Source organism: Shinella sp. NM-101, from assembly GCF_021401195.1.
GTDB lineage: Bacteria > Pseudomonadota > Alphaproteobacteria > Rhizobiales > Rhizobiaceae > Shinella.
The window spans coordinates 497,389-512,739 of the sequence record NZ_JACBFT010000001.1; the positions used below are offsets into that span (position 1 = coordinate 497,389).

Sequence of the window (15,351 nt, forward strand, 5' to 3'; positions counted from 1 at the left end):
ATGGACCGGCGAACCGGCCTGCCCGCGAGCTTGAGGAGGAGGAGTGCTCAAGCGGGCCTATATGTTCCGAGCGTCTTCCCGGAGGAGGGAGGAGGAGTGACCGGCAAGACGCCTGATCGGAACACCTAGCTATGTGCGATCCGAAGGACTGGAGGAACTTTCACTTCGTTTCGCTTGAAGCGCGTTTAAGTTCGCTTCGTTGGCGGTGCTTATAATCCATAGAAAAAATAGAGATAGTCCCTTTTGCGGCATGGGTGCCATGCGCCGGATGCATACGTCCGGGCCGCCCGGCCTGCCTTGCCGACGCACAGGATGCGCGTTTCCCTCGCTGCCGGGATCGGCTAGATTGCCGGCACGATTCATCGCATTACCGGAAGCCCCTCATGTTCCAGAGTTTCGACGTCACCTCCACGCCCCAGTTCGGCCGCGAGCGCGCAGACGCGCTGCGCGCTTCCTTCGACGCGCTCGGCATCGACGGCTTCCTCGTGCCCCGCGCCGATGAATACCAGGGCGAATACGTGCCGGCCTCCGCCGAACGCCTGTCCTGGCTGACGGGCTTTACCGGCTCGGCCGGCGTTGCGCTCGTCATGCGGGACAAGGCCGTCGTCTTCGTCGACGGACGCTATGTCACGCAGCTCGCAGAACAGGTGGACGGCGCGGTCTTCACCGGCGGCGACCTCGTCGGCGAACCGCCGCATCTGTGGCTGCAGAACCACGCGCCCAAGGGCTTCCGCCTCGGCATCGACCCCTGGCTGCACACCGGCGCGGAGGTGCGCCGGCTGGAAAAGGCGCTGGCGGGCCTCGGCGGCGCGCTCGTCTTCCTCAAGCACAACCCGCTCGACCGCATCTGGACCGGCCGCCCGAGCGAGCCGCTCGGCCGGGTGACCATCCAGGCCATCGACCATGCCGGCGAACTCGCCAGGGACAAGCTCGTGACGATGGCCGAGGCGACGGCGAAGGCCGGCTCGGACGTGCTCGCCGTCACCGATCCCTCCTCCATCGCCTGGATCTTCAACATCCGCGGCAGCGACGTGCCGCACACGCCCCATCCGCTCGCCCGCGCCATCATCCCGGCGGCCGGCCGCCCGCAGCTCTTCCTTGACAAGCGCAAGACCGGCATCGAGCAGGAAGCCTATCTCACGCAGCTTGCCGACCTCGTGCCCCCCTCGCAGTTCGACGAGCGCGTCGCGGCGCTGGCGGCGCAGGGCAAGCGCATCCTCATCGATCCCGACCACGCCCCCTTCGCGCTGGCGGAGATCGTCCGCGGCAAGGGCGGCACGCTCGTCGAGGCCGCCGATCCGGCCCGCCTGCCCCGCGCCTGCAAGAACGAGGTCGAGCTGAACGGCTCCGCCCGCGCACACCTCCAGGACGGCGCGGCCATGGTCGAGTTCCTCGCCTGGCTGGACAGCACGACGCCGGGGACCACGACCGAGATCGCCGTCACGAAGAAGCTGGAAGAAGTGCGCCGCAATGTCGGCGAACGCCAGCAGAACCCGTTGAAGGACATTTCCTTCGACACCATCTCGGGTGCCGGCGCCCACGCCGCCATCATGCATTACCGCGTGACCACGGCGAGCGACGCGACGCTCGAACCGGGTACGCTCTTCCTCATCGATTCCGGCGCGCAATATATCAACGGCACGACGGACATCACCCGCACGGTCGCCATCGGCGCGGTGCCGGAGGAGCAGAAGCGCTTCTTCACGCTGGTCCTGAAGGGCATGATCGCCATCAGCACCGCCCGTTTCCCCAAGGGCACGCGCGGCTGCGACCTAGACCCCCTCGCCCGCATCGCCCTGTGGAAGGCCGGCGCCGACTTCGCGCACGGCACCGGTCACGGCGTCGGCTCGTATCTCTCCGTGCATGAGGGCCCGCAGCGCATCTCGCGGCTTTCGACGCAGGAGCTGCTGCCGGGCATGATCCTCTCGAACGAGCCCGGCTACTACCGCCCCGGCAGCTTCGGCATCCGCATCGAGAACCTCATCCACACCCTGCCGGCCGCGCCCGTCGAGGGCGGCGATATCGACATGCTCGGTTTCGAGACGTTGACCTTCTGCCCCATCGACCGCCGCCTCGTCGTGCCGGCGCTGATGACCGACGAGGAACTCGCCTGGCTCGACGCATACCATGCCGAAACGCGCGAAAAGATCGCGCCGCTCCTTTCGGACGACGCGACGCGGGCATGGCTGGAAAAGGCGACGGCCCCGATCAGCCGATGAGGTGACGCAGGATCATCACGACGATCCAGCCCACGCCCAGCATCGGCAGCAGCGAGATGCGCAGGCCGGCAAGCAACGCGACCGCCATGGTGAGCGTGACGTCGAGGCCGCCGGTCACGGCGGCCGGCGCCACCAGCGTCGTCAGGACCGCGGCCGGAACGGCGTTCAGCGCCGCTTCGGCCCGCGGCGGAATGCGCTTCATGCGCGTGATGAAGACATAGCCGCCGATGCGCGTGAGATAGGTGGCGATCGCCCCCGCCGCGATGATCAGCAGCGTCTGGGTGTGGAACATCGTGTCCATGCTCAGGCCTCCCCTTCGATGGCATCGCCGATGGGCGCCGCGCTTTCCTCGCCGTCGATCGGCATGAGGGCGGCCACCGCGACGCCGGCCAGCGCGCCAAGGCTGACATGCCAGGGCGAGCCGACGAAATGCAGCGCCAGGATCGAGCCGACGGACGAGGCGAGCACCACCGGCAGCCAGTTCGCCCGGCTGCGGAAGCCGAGCACCAGCCCCATGAAATAGATCGGCAGCAGCACGTCGATGCCGATGGCCTTGGGATCGCCGATGAGGTTGCCGAGGAAGCCGCCGAGCAGCGTCAGGAAGAGCCAGGGAATATAGACGCTGAGGCCGAGCACCAGGAACCAGACATAGCTGACGCGGATGCCGGCATCCGCGCGCCGCTCGGTCTCGGCGAATTGCGGGTCGACCAGGAGGAAGAGCCCGGTGGCCTTCTGCCAGAAGGTGAAATGCCGGATATGCGCGGCAATCGCCGCCGAATAGAGCACGTGGCGGAAATTCACCGCGAAGATCGACAGCACCACCAGCCACGGCGCGACATGGTGATTGAACAGCTCGACGCCGACGAGCTGGCTCGCGCCGGCATAGAGCGTGGCGCTCATCAGCGCGGCTTCGGCGATGCTGAGGCCATTGTCGACGGCGACGGCGCCGAACAGCACGCCGAACGGCGCGGCGGCAAGCGCGATGGCCAGCCCGCGCCGGGCGGCGTCGCGGATTTCTTCTTTCGTGGCGGGTGTCATGGGTTCTGCTCTCTTGCGTTGGCTGAAGCCATAGAGCAGGCGCGGCCCACCGGCAAACCAATATGGCTGATGGACCGTTCAGCGGGATTGATCGATCGGCACCTTGGAACGACCGGCGCTGATGGATTGGGGCGATGCACGCCCTTCCTTCGTCCTCCTCGGGCTTTTCCCGAGGTTTCCGCCACCTCTACCGCGGTAGATCCTCGGGTCGAGCCCGAGGATGACGACAGGAGAGAGGAACGGCAGCTGAAAGCAACGCCACCTATGCGGCGCCTCGGTGGGAAAGCCTCGCCTCCCCACCGTCACCCTCGGCCTTGAGCCGAGGGTCCATTGCGGCATATTCCACCCCGTGACGGTGAAGGCCTGCCGTGGGGCAAGCCCGATTACGACGACCGGGAGGCCGACGCCGCCGTCCAGCTCAGCTCTTCTTGAGCTGGAACGTATGCTCCGGCCCCGGGAAGCTGCGAGCCTTCACCTCTTCGGCATAGGTGGCGAAGGCTTCGCTCATGACGGGCGCGAGATTGGCGAAATGCTTGACAAAGCGCGGCTTGAAGTCTGTGAAGATGCCGAGCACGTCATCGACGACGAGCACCTGGCCGTCGCAGGCCGGCGATGCGCCGATGCCGATGGTCGGCGCCTTGATCTCGCCGGTCACCTCGCGCGCCACAGGCTCGACCGTCCCCTCCACCACGATGGCGAAGGCGCCGGCATCGTCGATGGCCGCGGCGTCCTTGCGGATCTTGTCAACTTCCTTGTCGTTGCGGCCGAGCGTGCGGTAGCCCCCGGTCGTGTTGATGAGCTGCGGCATCAGCCCGACATGGCCGAGCACCGGAATGCCGCGCTGCGTAAGGAAATGCACCGTCTCGGCCATCTCCGCGCCGCCTTCGAGCTTGATGGCCGAACAGCCGGTTTCCTTGAGCACGCGGGCGGCCGTGGCGAAGGCCTGCTCCTTGGACTGCTGGTAGGAGCCGAACGGCAGGTCGACCACGACGCAGGCATTGGACGAGCCGCGCATGACGGCCTGTCCATGGGCGATCATCATCTCGATGGTCACGCCGACGGTCGAATCGAGGCCGTAAAGCACCATGCCGAGGCTGTCGCCGACCAGCATGAAATCGACATGCGGGTCCATCAGCTTGGCGACCGGCGTCGTATAGGCGGTGAGACTGACGATCGGACGCTGGCCCTTCAAGGCCTTGATGTCGGCGGGCGCCAGCCGGCGCTTGGCGGTGTGTACGCTCATGTCACGCTACCTTTTTCGCATTTTTTGGGTCGATGACCCTGTTGTCGAGGAGTTTCGTGCTCCCAAAGCGCACGAAAAGCAACAAAAGAACCGGCCTGTCGCCGACGCTGCCGATCTCGGCCAGCGTGTCGGGATCGCGCACGGCGACCACCTCGGGATGGGCCAGCGGCGCGGTGCGGAGGAAGGCGGTGACGCCCTCCTCCAGCGCCCTGGCATCCGTCTCGCCCGCTGCGATCAGCCGCTCCGCCTCTTCCAGCGCCCGCGGCACGATGGCGGCGGCGGCGCGTTCCTCGGCGGAGAGATAGACATTGCGCGAGGAGCAGGCGAGCCCGTCCGCTTCGCGCACGGTCGGCACGCCGATCACCTCCAGGGGCTGCGCGAGATCGGCAACCATACGGCGGATGATGGCGAGCTGCTGGTAGTCCTTCTCGCCGAAATAGGCGCGGTCGGGACCTGCTATGTTGAAGAGCTTGGTCACGACCGTCGCGACGCCGGCGAAATGGCCGGGACGGACGGAGCCTTCCAGCTCCGCGCCGAGCGTCGGCACGTCGACCACGGTTTCCATCGGCCGCGGATACATGTCGGCGACGCCGGGGGCGAAGAGATAGTGCACGCCCGCCGCCTCCAGCATCGCCTGGTCGCGGGCAAGGTCGCGCGGATAGCGCGCGAGGTCCTCGTTCGCGCCGAACTGCAGCGGATTGACGAAAATGGTGGCGACGACGATGTCGTTGTCGGCGAGCGCCCGGCGGGCAAGCTCCATGTGGCCGACATGAAGATAGCCCATGGTGGGAACGAGACCGATCGTCCGGCCGTCCAGGCGATGCGGCGCCAGCGCCGCGCGCAAATCCGCGATGGTGGTGAAGGTCTGCATCGGCGGTTCCTCCTTGCTCTCGCCCTCTCCCGCGGGCGATCCCGTCCGCACGCCTTCTCGGAGCGTTTCGGGGGCGCCGTTTTCTATCTTGTGCAGCGCAAAAAGACAATCGGGAAAGACTTTCCCAGCCGATCGCCCGGCCTGCCGGGCAGCTTTGCGTTTTGCGCACTGTACATTTGCCGCAATGCCCAGTAGAGAGCGCGCTGACACGCCCGTTACGCACGGGCTTGAGAGTGCGGCGCCAGATCGCCGCGGAACCCGAATTCCGAAAGACCCCATATGACGAGTTTTGAAGGCCTCGCTCCGGCGATGGCAAAGGCGTTGGAAAAACGCGGCTACACCACCTTGACGCCGGTGCAGGTCGCCGTCTCCGATCCGAAGATCGGCGATGCCGACGCGCTGGTCTCCGCGCAGACCGGCTCCGGCAAGACCGTCGCCTTCGGCCTCGCCCTCGCCCCGACTTTGCTTGGGGAGGAGGACCGCTTCGGCCGCGCCGCAAGCCCGCTCGCCCTCGTCATCGCACCGACGCGCGAACTTGCCATGCAGGTCAAGCGCGAGCTGGAATGGCTCTACGAGATGACCGGAGCCGTCATCGGCTCCTGCGTCGGCGGCATGGACGTGCGCACCGAGCGGCGGGCACTGGAGCGCGGCGCGCATATCATCGTCGGCACGCCGGGCCGCCTGCGCGACCACATCACCCGGGGCAACCTCGATCTTTCCGACATCCGCGCCGTCGTGCTCGACGAGGCCGACGAGATGCTCGACCTCGGCTTCCGCGAGGACCTGGAGTTCATCCTGGAAGCCGCGCCGGAGGACCGCCGCACGCTGATGTTCTCGGCGACCGTGCCGAAGGAGATCGCCGCGCTCGCAAAGAACTACCAGCGCAACGCGACGCGCATATCGACCGCCGCCGAGAAGGAACAGCACGTCGACATCGACTATCGTGCCCTGCTCACCGCCCCGGCCGACCGCGAAAACGCCATCATCAACACGCTGCGCTACTACGATGCGCAGAACGCCATCGTCTTCTGCTCGACGCGCGCGGCGGTGAACCACCTGACCGCCCGCTTCAACAACCGCGGCTTCTCCGTCGTCGCCCTTTCCGGCGAACTCAGCCAGAACGAGCGCACCCACGCCCTTCAGGCCATGCGCGACGGCCGCGCCCGCGTGTGCATCGCCACCGACGTCGCCGCCCGCGGCATCGACCTGCCGAACCTCGAACTGGTCGTCCATGCCGACCTGCCGACCAATCCCGATACCCTGCTGCACCGTTCGGGCCGCACCGGCCGCGCCGGTCGAAAAGGGGTGAGCGCCCTCATCGTGCCGCTGAATGCCCGCCGCAAGGCCGAGCGTCTCCTGCAGATCGCCAACCTCAAGGCGAACTGGGCGACGCCCCCTTCCGTCGAGGAGATCCTGCGCCGCGACGACGAGCGCCTGCTTGCCGATCCGACCCTCACGGACAGGATCGCCGAGGACGAGGAAGCATCCGTCGAGGCGCTGCTGGCGGCATTCGACGCGCGCCAGCTCGCCGCCGCCGTCGCGCGCTTCTTCAAGGCCGGCCGTTCCGCGCCGGAGGACCTGATCGAGGTCTCGCTGGAACAGCGCAAGCCGCGCGAGCGCGGCAACGACGTCATTCCCGCCGAAACCAAGCGCCCGCGCGACAGCTTCGCTTCCAGCGTCTGGATCTCCATTTCGGTCGGCCGCAAGCAGCGTGCCGAGCCGCGCTGGCTGATCCCCATGCTCTGCCGCAACGGCAACATCACCAAGAACGAGATCGGCGCGATCAAGATGCAGCCGGAAGAGACCTATGTGGAGCTCTCCGCCGATGCCTCCGACGGCTTCCTCGGCGCGCTCGGCCCGAACAGCATGCTGGAGCGCGGCATCAGCGTGAAAGTACTGGAAGGCATGCCCGACCTGACGCCGCAGTTCTATGAGCGCACGCCCGGCGAGAAGTCGCCGCGCTACGACCGCCCGGAACGCCGCGCCGACTGGAAGCCGAAGGGCGAATTCGAAAAGAAGCCGCGCTTCGAGAAGAAGCGTGAGTTCGACAGGCCGGAGGGTGCCGGCGCCAAGCCGCACTGGAAGGACCGCGACGACAAGGCCGCCACCGAAAAGAAGCCCCGGTTCGAGAAGAAGCGCGAGTTCGACAAGCCGGAAGGCGCGGGCGCAAAGCCGCACTGGAAGGATCGCGAGGACGGCGGCAAGAAGCCTGCCAAGCCCTTTGCCGGCGGCAAGCCCTTCAAGGGCAAGCGCGACGACAAGCCCGGCAGGCCGGACGGCGCGCCGAAGCAGAAGGCGAGGAAGCCGGAGCGCTCCTAGTTCCGCCCGCGGCGCGGAACTTCGGACTTTGCGCCGCGTTACCCTCGCGCTTTTGCGAGGGGATCTGCAATGCCGGAACAGACGTCATCAGTTGAAGCCGAAGAGGGCGAAGCCGGCGATTTCGTGACCGGCCTTGCCCGCGGCATCGCCGGCGCCCTCTTCCTGGCGCTGCCCATGCTGATGACCATGGAGATGTGGTATCTCGGCTTCTACATCGCCCGCGAGCGCCTGCTGCTGCTGCTTCTGGTCAATATCCCCCTGCTCGTCCTGCTCGCCCACCGCATCGGCTTCGAGGAAACCTTCACCTGGAGGGAAGCCTTCCGCGACGCGACCATCGCCTATGGCATCGGCATCCTCACCAGCGCGGTGGTGCTCGCCGCGCTCGGCATCGTCGGCAGGGACATGCCGGCAAGCGAGATCGCCGGCAAGCTCGCCCTGCAATCGGTCCCCGCCAGCATCGGCGCGATGCTCGCACGCAGCCAGCTCGGCCAGGGCACGGGCCAGGACGACGACGAGCGGGAAACGCCCTACCACACCGAGCTGCTGCTGATGGCGACGGGCGCCCTCTTCGTCTCCCTGAACATCGCCCCGACGGAGGAGATCATGGTGCTCGCCTACAAGATGACGGCGTGGCACGCGATGGCCGTCATCCTGCTCTCCATCGGCCTCATGCACGGCTTCGTCTACGCGGTCTCGTTCATCGGCGGCCACGAGCTCCAGCCGGAAACGCCCTGGTGGCACGCCTTCGTGCGCTTCACGCTGCCCGGCTATATCGTCGCCCTCTCCGTCAGCCTCTTCGCGCTCTGGATCTTCGAGAGCTTCGGCGACAGTTCCGCGACCGAGATGCTGCACTCCTTGATCGTGCTCGGCTTTCCCGCGTCCCTCGGCGCCGCCGCCGCACGCCTGATCCTCTAGGGAGAATGCCATGACCCGATCCCGAAGCGGCCGCCACCGGGAACGCCACGACGCGCACTGGATCGAATGGGTGACCGGGATTCTCTCCGCCGCCCTCGTTGCGGCAATGCTGGGCTGGATCGGCTGGGAGGCCTTCACCCGCCAGGCGACGCCGCCCGACCTTTCCATCACTCTCCTGACGACGGTCAGGACCGGTTCCGGCTACCGCGTCGCCTTCGACATCTACAACATCGCGACCACCACCGCCGCGGCCGTCACCGTCGTCGGGCGGTTGTCGGAAGGCGGGCGGGTGATCGAGGAGAGCCAGGTGATCTTCGATTACGTCGCGGCGGAATCGAAATCGACGGGAGCCATCCTGTTCGAAAACGATCCCGCAGGCCGCATCGTGGACATCCGGGCGGGCGGTTATACCGACCCATGAGAAAACGCCGCCAAGCCGCCGCATGGATTCGGAAAATCGGAACCAATCCCGCCGACATGGATTGAGCAGGATCACAACGTCCGTGTCCGGCGATGGGAAAAGGGCATGGCTGATCCCGCAAGGTTCGTACCATGGAAATACCCCTTCTCATCCTCGTGACGACGCAGATCCTGCTCCCGCTTTTCTTCCTCATGTGGCTGTGGCTGCCGCGCCCGGCCGACCGGCTCGGATGGGCCATGCGCGTGTTCTACGGGGCGTGCTACTTCGCCTTCATTACCGTCGTCGGGCGCTGGGATTTCATCAGTTCCGCGCTCGCGGTCGTCCTTCCGGTCGTCTTCATCGCCCTTGCCATGCTCTCCTTCACCCGGGTGCGCGACCGGCCCCGCAACGCGTCGGCCTCGGTCATGCGCGCCCACGGCCTGACGGCGGCCATGGCGGTGTTCTTCCTCGCGCTCGCCACCCGCGCGCTCTCCGGCTACGGCTACCAGGAAACCGCCGTGGAGCTCGCCTTTCCCTTCGCCGCCGGCACCTACTACATCGGCCAGGGCGGCAGCGCGACGGCAATCAATTCCCACTACGCCGACCAGAGCCAGCGCTACGCGCTCGACATCGTCGCGCTCAACGGCTTCGGCGCAAGGGCGCGCGGGCTGATGCCGCAGGACCTCACGCGCTACGTCATCTATGGCCGGGAGGTGAAGAGCCCCTGCACGGGCGTCGCCGTCTCGACCCATGACGGCATCGACGACAACCGCATCTCCGAAACCAACACCGCCGCGCCGGCCGGAAACCACATCGTCCTGGCCTGCGGAACGGCCCGCATCCTGCTGGCGCATTTCCAGAAGGGATCGGTCGCCGTCAGGGGCGGCGAGATCGTCATGAAGGGCGAAACGCTCGGCCGCGTCGGCAATTCCGGCAACTCCTCCGAGCCGCACCTGCACATGCACGCCTATCTCGGCGGCACGCTCGACTACACCACCGGACAGGGCGTGCCGATGACCTTCGACGGCCGCTTCCTCGTGCGCGGCTCGACCGTCACGATCCCCTGATGCGATCGAACCAGCCGTCCTCGTCGATCACCTCGACGCCGAATTCGCGCGCCTTGTCGAGCTTCGAGCCCGCACCGGGGCCCGCGACCACGAGATCCGTCTTCTTGGAAACGGACCCGGCAACCTTCGCTCCCAGCCGCTCGGCCATCGCCTTGGCCTCGTCGCGCGTCATCTTTTCCAGCGAGCCGGTGAAGACCACCGTCTTGCCGGCAACCGGGCTCGACGTCGCGACCACCGCCTCGGCGGCCTGCGGCGTCACCTCCTGGAGAAGCCGGCCGAGCACGTCGAGATTACGCGGCTCCTTGTAGAATTCCACGATGGCCCGGGCGACGACCTCGCCGATGCCGTCGATGCTGTTGAGTTCGCTCCACGCCTCGCCCGAAAGCGGCGCCGATGCCTTCATCGCCTCCTCGAAGGCGGCATAGGTGCCGTAGGCCCGCGCCAGCAGCTTGGCGTTCGTCTCGCCGACATGGCGGATGCCGAGCGCATAGATGAAGCGGTTGAGGGCGATGGATCGCCGGGCGTCGATGGCGTCGAAGAGCTTGCGCACGCTCACCTTGCCGAAGCCGTCGATGTTCTCCAGCTTGGTCAGCGAGCTCGCCTGCCGCTTCTCCAGCGTGAAGATGTCGGGCGCGGTGCGGATCGTGAGCGAAGGGTCTTCCGCCTCGAAGAAGAAATCGATCTGCTTTGCGCCCAGCCCCTCGATATCGAAGGCGTTGCGCGAGACGAAGTGCTTGAGGTGCTCCACCGCCTGCGCGCGGCAAACGAAGCCGCCGGTGCAGCGGGTGACCGAATCGAGCCGCCCCGTCTTTTCGTGGCGCTCGCGCACGGCATGGCTGCCGCAGACCGGGCATGTCTTCGGGAACGCGTAGGGCAGCGCCTCCGCCGGGCGCTTTTCCATCACCACGTCGAGCACCTGCGGGATGACGTCGCCGGCCCGCTGCACGATGACGGTATCGCCGATGCGGATGTCGTGCCCCTCCTCACGGATGCGCTCGCCGCTATTGCCGATGCCCTCGATATAGTCGGCATTGTGCAAAGTCGCATTGGTGACGACCACGCCGCCGACCGTGACGGGCGCAAGGCGCGCGACCGGCGTCAGCGCGCCGGTGCGCCCGACCTGGATGTCGATCCTCTCGACCGTGGTGAAGGCCTGCTCGGCCGGGAACTTGTGCGCCGTCGCCCAGCGCGGCGAGCGGGAGCGGAAGCCGAGCCGCTCCTGCAGCGCGAGCTCGTCCACCTTGTAGACGACGCCGTCGATGTCGTAGTCGAGGTCCGGCCGGGCAAGGCCGATCTCGCGGTAATGCGCGATGATGTCGTCGACGCGGGTCAGCCGCTCGGTCATCGGATTGACGGGGAAGCCCCAGGATTTCAGCACGCCGATCATGCCGAACTGCGTGTCCGCCGGCATTGCCGACATCTCGCCCCAGGCATAGGCGAAGAAGCGCAGCTTGCGGCTCGCCGTCACCGATGCATCGAGCTGGCGGAGCGAGCCGGCGGCCGTGTTGCGCGGGTTGACGTAGGTCTGCTTGCCCTCGGCCGCCATCTTCTCGTTGAGGGCGAGGAAGTCGCTCTTGGCCATGTAGACCTCGCCGCGCACCTCCACGATATCAGGCGCGCCCGCCGGCAGGCGATTGGGGATTTCGGCGATGGTCAGCACATTGGCCGTGACGTTCTCGCCCGTCGTGCCGTCGCCGCGCGTCGCGGCACTCGCAAGGCGGCCGTTCTCGTAGCGGATCGACATGGACAGCCCGTCGATCTTCGGCTCGGCGGTGAAGGCGATCGAATCGTCCGGCAGGCGGCCGAGGAAGCGGTAGACCGAGGCGACGAAATCCCGCACGTCCTCATCGGAGAACGTGTTGTCGAGCGAGAGCATCGGGCGGGAATGGGTGATCGGTGCGAAGGTCGCAAGCGGCGCGGAGCCGACGCGGCGCGACGGGCTGTCGTCGCGGACGAGCGCGGGAAAGCGCGCCTCGACCGCCTCGTTGCGGCGCTTCAGCGCGTCGTAGTCGGCGTCCGAAATCTCCGGCGCGTCCTGCCCGTGGTAGAGCTCGTCATGCCGCGCGATCTCCGCCGCCAGATAGGCGAGCTCCGCTGCGGCTTCTTCTTCGGTCAGGGTCTCGACGGGGGTCTTCGCGTTCGCCATGGCATGCTCCGGATTTGGGAGTCGTTTTAGAGCAAAGCTGACGAAAGGAAAGATGCGAGGCGCCGGATCGCCCCTCATCCCGCTGCCGCGGCCTTGTCCCCGTAAACGGGCAGAAGGAGGGTGTAGCTGCGTTTCGCTTCCCTCATTGCCGCATGTGGCAAGTCCCTCTCCCCATCGGCAGCAAAGCCATGGCCTATAGCGTCACCGCTTTCCCCTGTCCCCTCGGGGAGAAGGTGACCAGAAGGGTCGGACGAGGGGGGTATGCTGATAAGCTATCTTGCTTTCCTGCTTCCGGCGTCCCCCTCATCCGCCTGCCGGCACCTTCTCCCCGAGGGGAGAAGGGAGCGCGGCGATGCCTTGCCCTGCATGAAGAAAACTGTGCCACATACACCTTCACCCCGTCCGCGGGGAGAAGGTACCGGCAGGCGGATAGGGGCAGGTAAACTACACCCCGCCCGACAGCAACCTTGCCGCCGCCGCCCGCGCCTCGTCGGTCACGGAAGCACCGGCCAGCATGCGGGCGATCTCTTCCGTGCGGGCGCCGTCGTCCATGCGGGCGACGCGGGTGGCGACGGTTTCGCTGCCCTCGACCGGGCCCTTGGAGATGAGGAGATGCGTCGCCGCGCGGGCGGCGACCTGCGGAGCGTGGGTCACGGAAAGCACCTGCACCGTGGAGGAGAGCCGCTTCAGCCGCTGGCCGATGGCATCGGCCACCGCGCCGCCGACGCCGGTGTCGATCTCGTCGAAGACGAGCGTCGGCGCCGAGCCGCGGTCGGCAAGCGCGACCTTCAGCGCCAGCAGGAAGCGCGAGAGCTCGCCGCCGGACGCCACCTTCATGATCGGGCCGGGACGCGTGCCGGGGTTGGTCTGGACGTGGAACTCGACCGTGTCGATCCCCTCCTCCACCCCGCCTTCAGGATCGGTGGCGATCTCGACGGTGAAGCGCGCGCGCTCCAGCTTGAGGGCCGGCAGCTCGGCCATCACGGCGGCGGCGAGCGCATCGGCGGCATGGTGCCGCCGTTCGGAAAGCGAGCGGGCGGCGAGCGCATAGGCCGCGCGCATCTCGCCGAGGCGGGCTTCGAGCTGCACCAGCTTCTCCTCGCCGGCATCGAGGTCGGCAAGATCGGCGATCATCTTCGCCGCAAGCGCCGGGAGGCCGGTAACGGGCACGGAATATTTGCGGGCGGCGGCGCGCAGCGCGAACAGCCGCTCTTCCGTGCGCTCCAGTTCCTTCGGGTCGTATTCCGTCTTGCGCAACGCCGCCTCGACGGCCATCTGCGCGTCGGAAAGCTGGTTCAGCGCCTGGTCGAGCAGTTCGACCGTTTCCTCCAGCAGCCCCGGCGCCTCGTGGCTCTTGCGCTCCAGCCGGCGCACGAGCGCGGCGATCAGCGGCACGGGCGAGGCATTGCCGTTCAGGAACTCGCTCGCCTCGTTGATGTCGCCGGCGATGCGCTCGGCCTTCATCATGCGGGCGCGCACCTCGGCCAGCGCATCCTCCTCGCCGTCCTGCGGCGAAAGCGCTTCCAGTTCCTCGACGGAAGACCGCAGGTAATCCGCCTCGCGGGCCGCGGCCTCCACCTTGTCGCGGTGGCGGCGCAGGGTGCGCTCGGCATCCTTCCACTGGTGATAGAGCACGCCGACATCGCCGGCCGCCTCGGCAAGGCCGCCGAACGCGTCGAGCAGCAGGCGGTGCGCGTCGGTATCCACGAGCGCGCGGTCGTCGTGCTGGCCGTGGATCTCGACGAGAAGCTGGCCGGCCTGCCGCATGAGCTGCACGGACACCGGCTGGTCGTTGACATAGGCCTTGGTGCGGCCGTCGGCGGACTGCTGGCGGCGGAAGATGAGGTCGCCGTCGTCGTCGATGCCGTTGTCGCGCAGGAGCGCGCGCGCCGCATGGCCCATCGGCACGTCGAAGACGGCCGTCACCTGGCCGCGCTCGATGCCGTGGCGCACGAGCGAACCGTCACCGCGCCCGCCGAGCGCCAGCGACAGACTGTCGAGGAGGATGGACTTGCCGGCGCCCGTTTCGCCCGTCAGCACCGAAAGACCCGGCTCGAATGCGAGGTCGAGCCGTTCGATCAGGACAATATCGCGGATCGATAGCTGCGCCAGCATATCGCGTCATATCTCTTGCGTCAGGCGCCGATCAGCTTCTTGCCGGCGCGGGCGATCCAGGAACCGGAATTTTCACGCGGCTCCAGACCCTTGGTCTGCAGAAGCTTGTAGCTGTCGGAGTACCACTGGCTGTCCGGGTAGTTGTGGCCGAGGACGGCGGCCGCCGTCTGCGCCTCGCTGTCGACGCCCATGGCGTAATAGGTCTCGACGAGACGCGCCAGCGCCTCCTCGATCTGGTTCGTCATCGGATATTTCTCGACGACCACGCGGAAGCGGGTCGCCGCCGCGATATATTCCTTGCGCTCCAGGTAGTAGCGGCCCACCTGCATTTCCTTGCCGGCGAGCTGGTCGCGGGCAAAGCGGATCTTCGCCTGTGCGTCCTCGACATATTCCGAGTTCGGATAGTTGTCGATGACGGCCTGCATCGCCTCGATGGTCTGCTGCGAGGCGCGCTGGTCCTGCGTCACGCTCGGGATCTGCTTCCAGTAGGCAAGGCCGACGATGTACTGCGCATAGGCGGCGTCTTCCGATCCCGGATAGAGCGAAAGATAGCGCTTGCCGGCGGAGATAGCCTCCTCGTTGCGGCCCTGGCGGTAATTCGTGAAGGCGAGCATGACGAGCGACTTGCGCGCCTGGTCGGAGAACGGGTTCTGCCGGTCGACCGCCTCGAACTTGCGGCCCGCCTCGCTCACCTTGCCGGCATTGAGGTTGGCCAGGCCCTGGTTATAGAGCGTGTCGGCGGATTCGGTTTCACCCGTGAGCTTCGTGATGTCGATGTCCGGATCCGACTGGCAAGCGGAAAGAACGACCGAAGACGCCATAGCGAAAAGCGAAAGATAGACAATGCGCGCCGTCTTCTTCACACCAACAGACCCTGCAACAACCATGTGACAATCCCAGTTAACGGCACTTGATGCGGACGAGCCGCATGCGCGCCCCGCGTTGTATCTCCAAATACCGGAAGATCGCAACGCCATGCCGGCGCATTAACGCATTTTTATGGCAATCGTGCCGGGAG

The 15,351-nt window shown here is 66.9% G+C and carries 12 protein-coding genes; 5 read left to right on the plus strand and 7 right to left on the minus strand.

Annotation, left to right across the window (positions count from 1 at the left end; genetic code table 11):
* The first annotated feature begins 383 nt into the window (after positions 1-383).
* A complete protein-coding gene (locus L0976_RS02425; protein WP_234185943.1) occupies positions 384-2,219 on the plus strand; it encodes an aminopeptidase P family protein in 1,836 nt (611 codons plus the stop codon).
* Here the strand turns inward: L0976_RS02425 and L0976_RS02430 are convergent.
* The 4 genes from L0976_RS02430 to panC form a co-directional block, all read right to left on the minus strand.
* Entirely contained in the window at positions 2,209-2,520 is a 312-nt protein-coding gene (locus L0976_RS02430) for an AzlD family protein (RefSeq protein ID WP_203319305.1), read from the minus strand. The genes L0976_RS02425 and L0976_RS02430 overlap by 11 nt on opposite strands.
* A gap of 2 nt (positions 2,521-2,522) precedes the next feature.
* Positions 2,523-3,257 (minus strand): AzlC family ABC transporter permease, encoded by a 735-nt coding sequence (locus L0976_RS02435; RefSeq protein WP_234185944.1) that lies wholly within the window; start codon positions 3,255-3,257, stop codon positions 2,523-2,525.
* 418 nt (positions 3,258-3,675) lie between these two features.
* Positions 3,676-4,500, minus strand: coding sequence for a 3-methyl-2-oxobutanoate hydroxymethyltransferase (panB, locus tag L0976_RS02440; protein WP_203319307.1), 825 nt, complete (start codon positions 4,498-4,500; stop codon positions 3,676-3,678).
* 1 nt (position 4,501) lies between these two features.
* Positions 4,502-5,371: a pantoate--beta-alanine ligase gene (gene panC, locus L0976_RS02445; protein ID WP_234185945.1), complete on the minus strand. Its 870-nt coding sequence runs from the start codon at positions 5,369-5,371 to the stop codon at positions 4,502-4,504.
* Positions 5,372-5,650: 279 nt separating this feature from the next.
* Between panC and L0976_RS02450 the strand changes: the two genes are divergently transcribed.
* The 4 genes from L0976_RS02450 (at position 5,651) to L0976_RS02465 (ending at position 10,072) form a co-directional block, all read left to right on the plus strand.
* A complete protein-coding gene (locus L0976_RS02450; protein ID WP_234185946.1) occupies positions 5,651-7,690 on the plus strand; it encodes a DEAD/DEAH box helicase in 2,040 nt (679 codons plus the stop codon).
* A gap of 69 nt (positions 7,691-7,759) precedes the next feature.
* Entirely contained in the window at positions 7,760-8,605 is an 846-nt protein-coding gene (locus tag L0976_RS02455; protein ID WP_234185947.1) for a TIGR02587 family membrane protein, read from the plus strand.
* Positions 8,606-8,615: 10 nt separating this feature from the next.
* Positions 8,616-9,026, plus strand: a complete 411-nt coding sequence (locus L0976_RS02460) for a TIGR02588 family protein (RefSeq protein WP_234185948.1) — start codon at positions 8,616-8,618, stop codon at positions 9,024-9,026.
* 131 nt (positions 9,027-9,157) lie between these two features.
* On the plus strand, positions 9,158-10,072 hold the full coding sequence (locus L0976_RS02465; protein WP_234185949.1) for a M23 family metallopeptidase: 915 nt from the start codon (positions 9,158-9,160) through the stop codon (positions 10,070-10,072).
* Here the strand turns inward: L0976_RS02465 and ligA are convergent.
* From ligA to L0976_RS02480, 3 genes are all read right to left on the minus strand, one after another.
* On the minus strand, positions 10,059-12,218 hold the full coding sequence (ligA, locus tag L0976_RS02470; RefSeq protein ID WP_234185950.1) for an NAD-dependent DNA ligase LigA: 2,160 nt from the start codon (positions 12,216-12,218) through the stop codon (positions 10,059-10,061). The genes L0976_RS02465 and ligA overlap by 14 nt on opposite strands.
* 444 nt (positions 12,219-12,662) lie before the next feature.
* On the minus strand, positions 12,663-14,333 hold the full coding sequence (gene recN / locus L0976_RS02475) for a DNA repair protein RecN (protein WP_234185951.1): 1,671 nt from the start codon (positions 14,331-14,333) through the stop codon (positions 12,663-12,665).
* A gap of 20 nt (positions 14,334-14,353) precedes the next feature.
* A complete protein-coding gene (locus L0976_RS02480) occupies positions 14,354-15,220 on the minus strand; it encodes an outer membrane protein assembly factor BamD (protein ID WP_234185952.1) in 867 nt (288 codons plus the stop codon).
* Positions 15,221-15,351: the final 131 nt, after the last annotated feature.

Bases quoted from the DNA above. Each gene is read 5' to 3' on its own strand.
- L0976_RS02460 (WP_234185948.1), top strand. From the start codon at position 8,616: ATGACCCGATCCCGAAGCGGCCGCCACCGGGAACGCCACGACGCGCAC.
- panC (WP_234185945.1), bottom strand. From the start codon at position 5,371: ATGCAGACCTTCACCACCATCGCGGATTTGCGCGCGGCGCTGGCGCCG.
- panB (WP_203319307.1), bottom strand. From the start codon at position 4,500: ATGAGCGTACACACCGCCAAGCGCCGGCTGGCGCCCGCCGACATCAAG.
- ligA (WP_234185950.1), bottom strand. From the start codon at position 12,218: ATGGCGAACGCGAAGACCCCCGTCGAGACCCTGACCGAAGAAGAAGCC.
- L0976_RS02480 (WP_234185952.1), bottom strand. From the start codon at position 15,220: ATGGTTGTTGCAGGGTCTGTTGGTGTGAAGAAGACGGCGCGCATTGTC.
- L0976_RS02430 (WP_203319305.1), bottom strand. From the start codon at position 2,520: ATGGACACGATGTTCCACACCCAGACGCTGCTGATCATCGCGGCGGGG.
- L0976_RS02425 (WP_234185943.1), top strand. From the start codon at position 384: ATGTTCCAGAGTTTCGACGTCACCTCCACGCCCCAGTTCGGCCGCGAG.
- L0976_RS02455 (WP_234185947.1), top strand. From the start codon at position 7,760: ATGCCGGAACAGACGTCATCAGTTGAAGCCGAAGAGGGCGAAGCCGGC.
- L0976_RS02435 (WP_234185944.1), bottom strand. From the start codon at position 3,257: ATGACACCCGCCACGAAAGAAGAAATCCGCGACGCCGCCCGGCGCGGG.
- recN (WP_234185951.1), bottom strand. From the start codon at position 14,333: ATGCTGGCGCAGCTATCGATCCGCGATATTGTCCTGATCGAACGGCTC.
- L0976_RS02450 (WP_234185946.1), top strand. From the start codon at position 5,651: ATGACGAGTTTTGAAGGCCTCGCTCCGGCGATGGCAAAGGCGTTGGAA.
- L0976_RS02465 (WP_234185949.1), top strand. From the start codon at position 9,158: ATGGAAATACCCCTTCTCATCCTCGTGACGACGCAGATCCTGCTCCCG.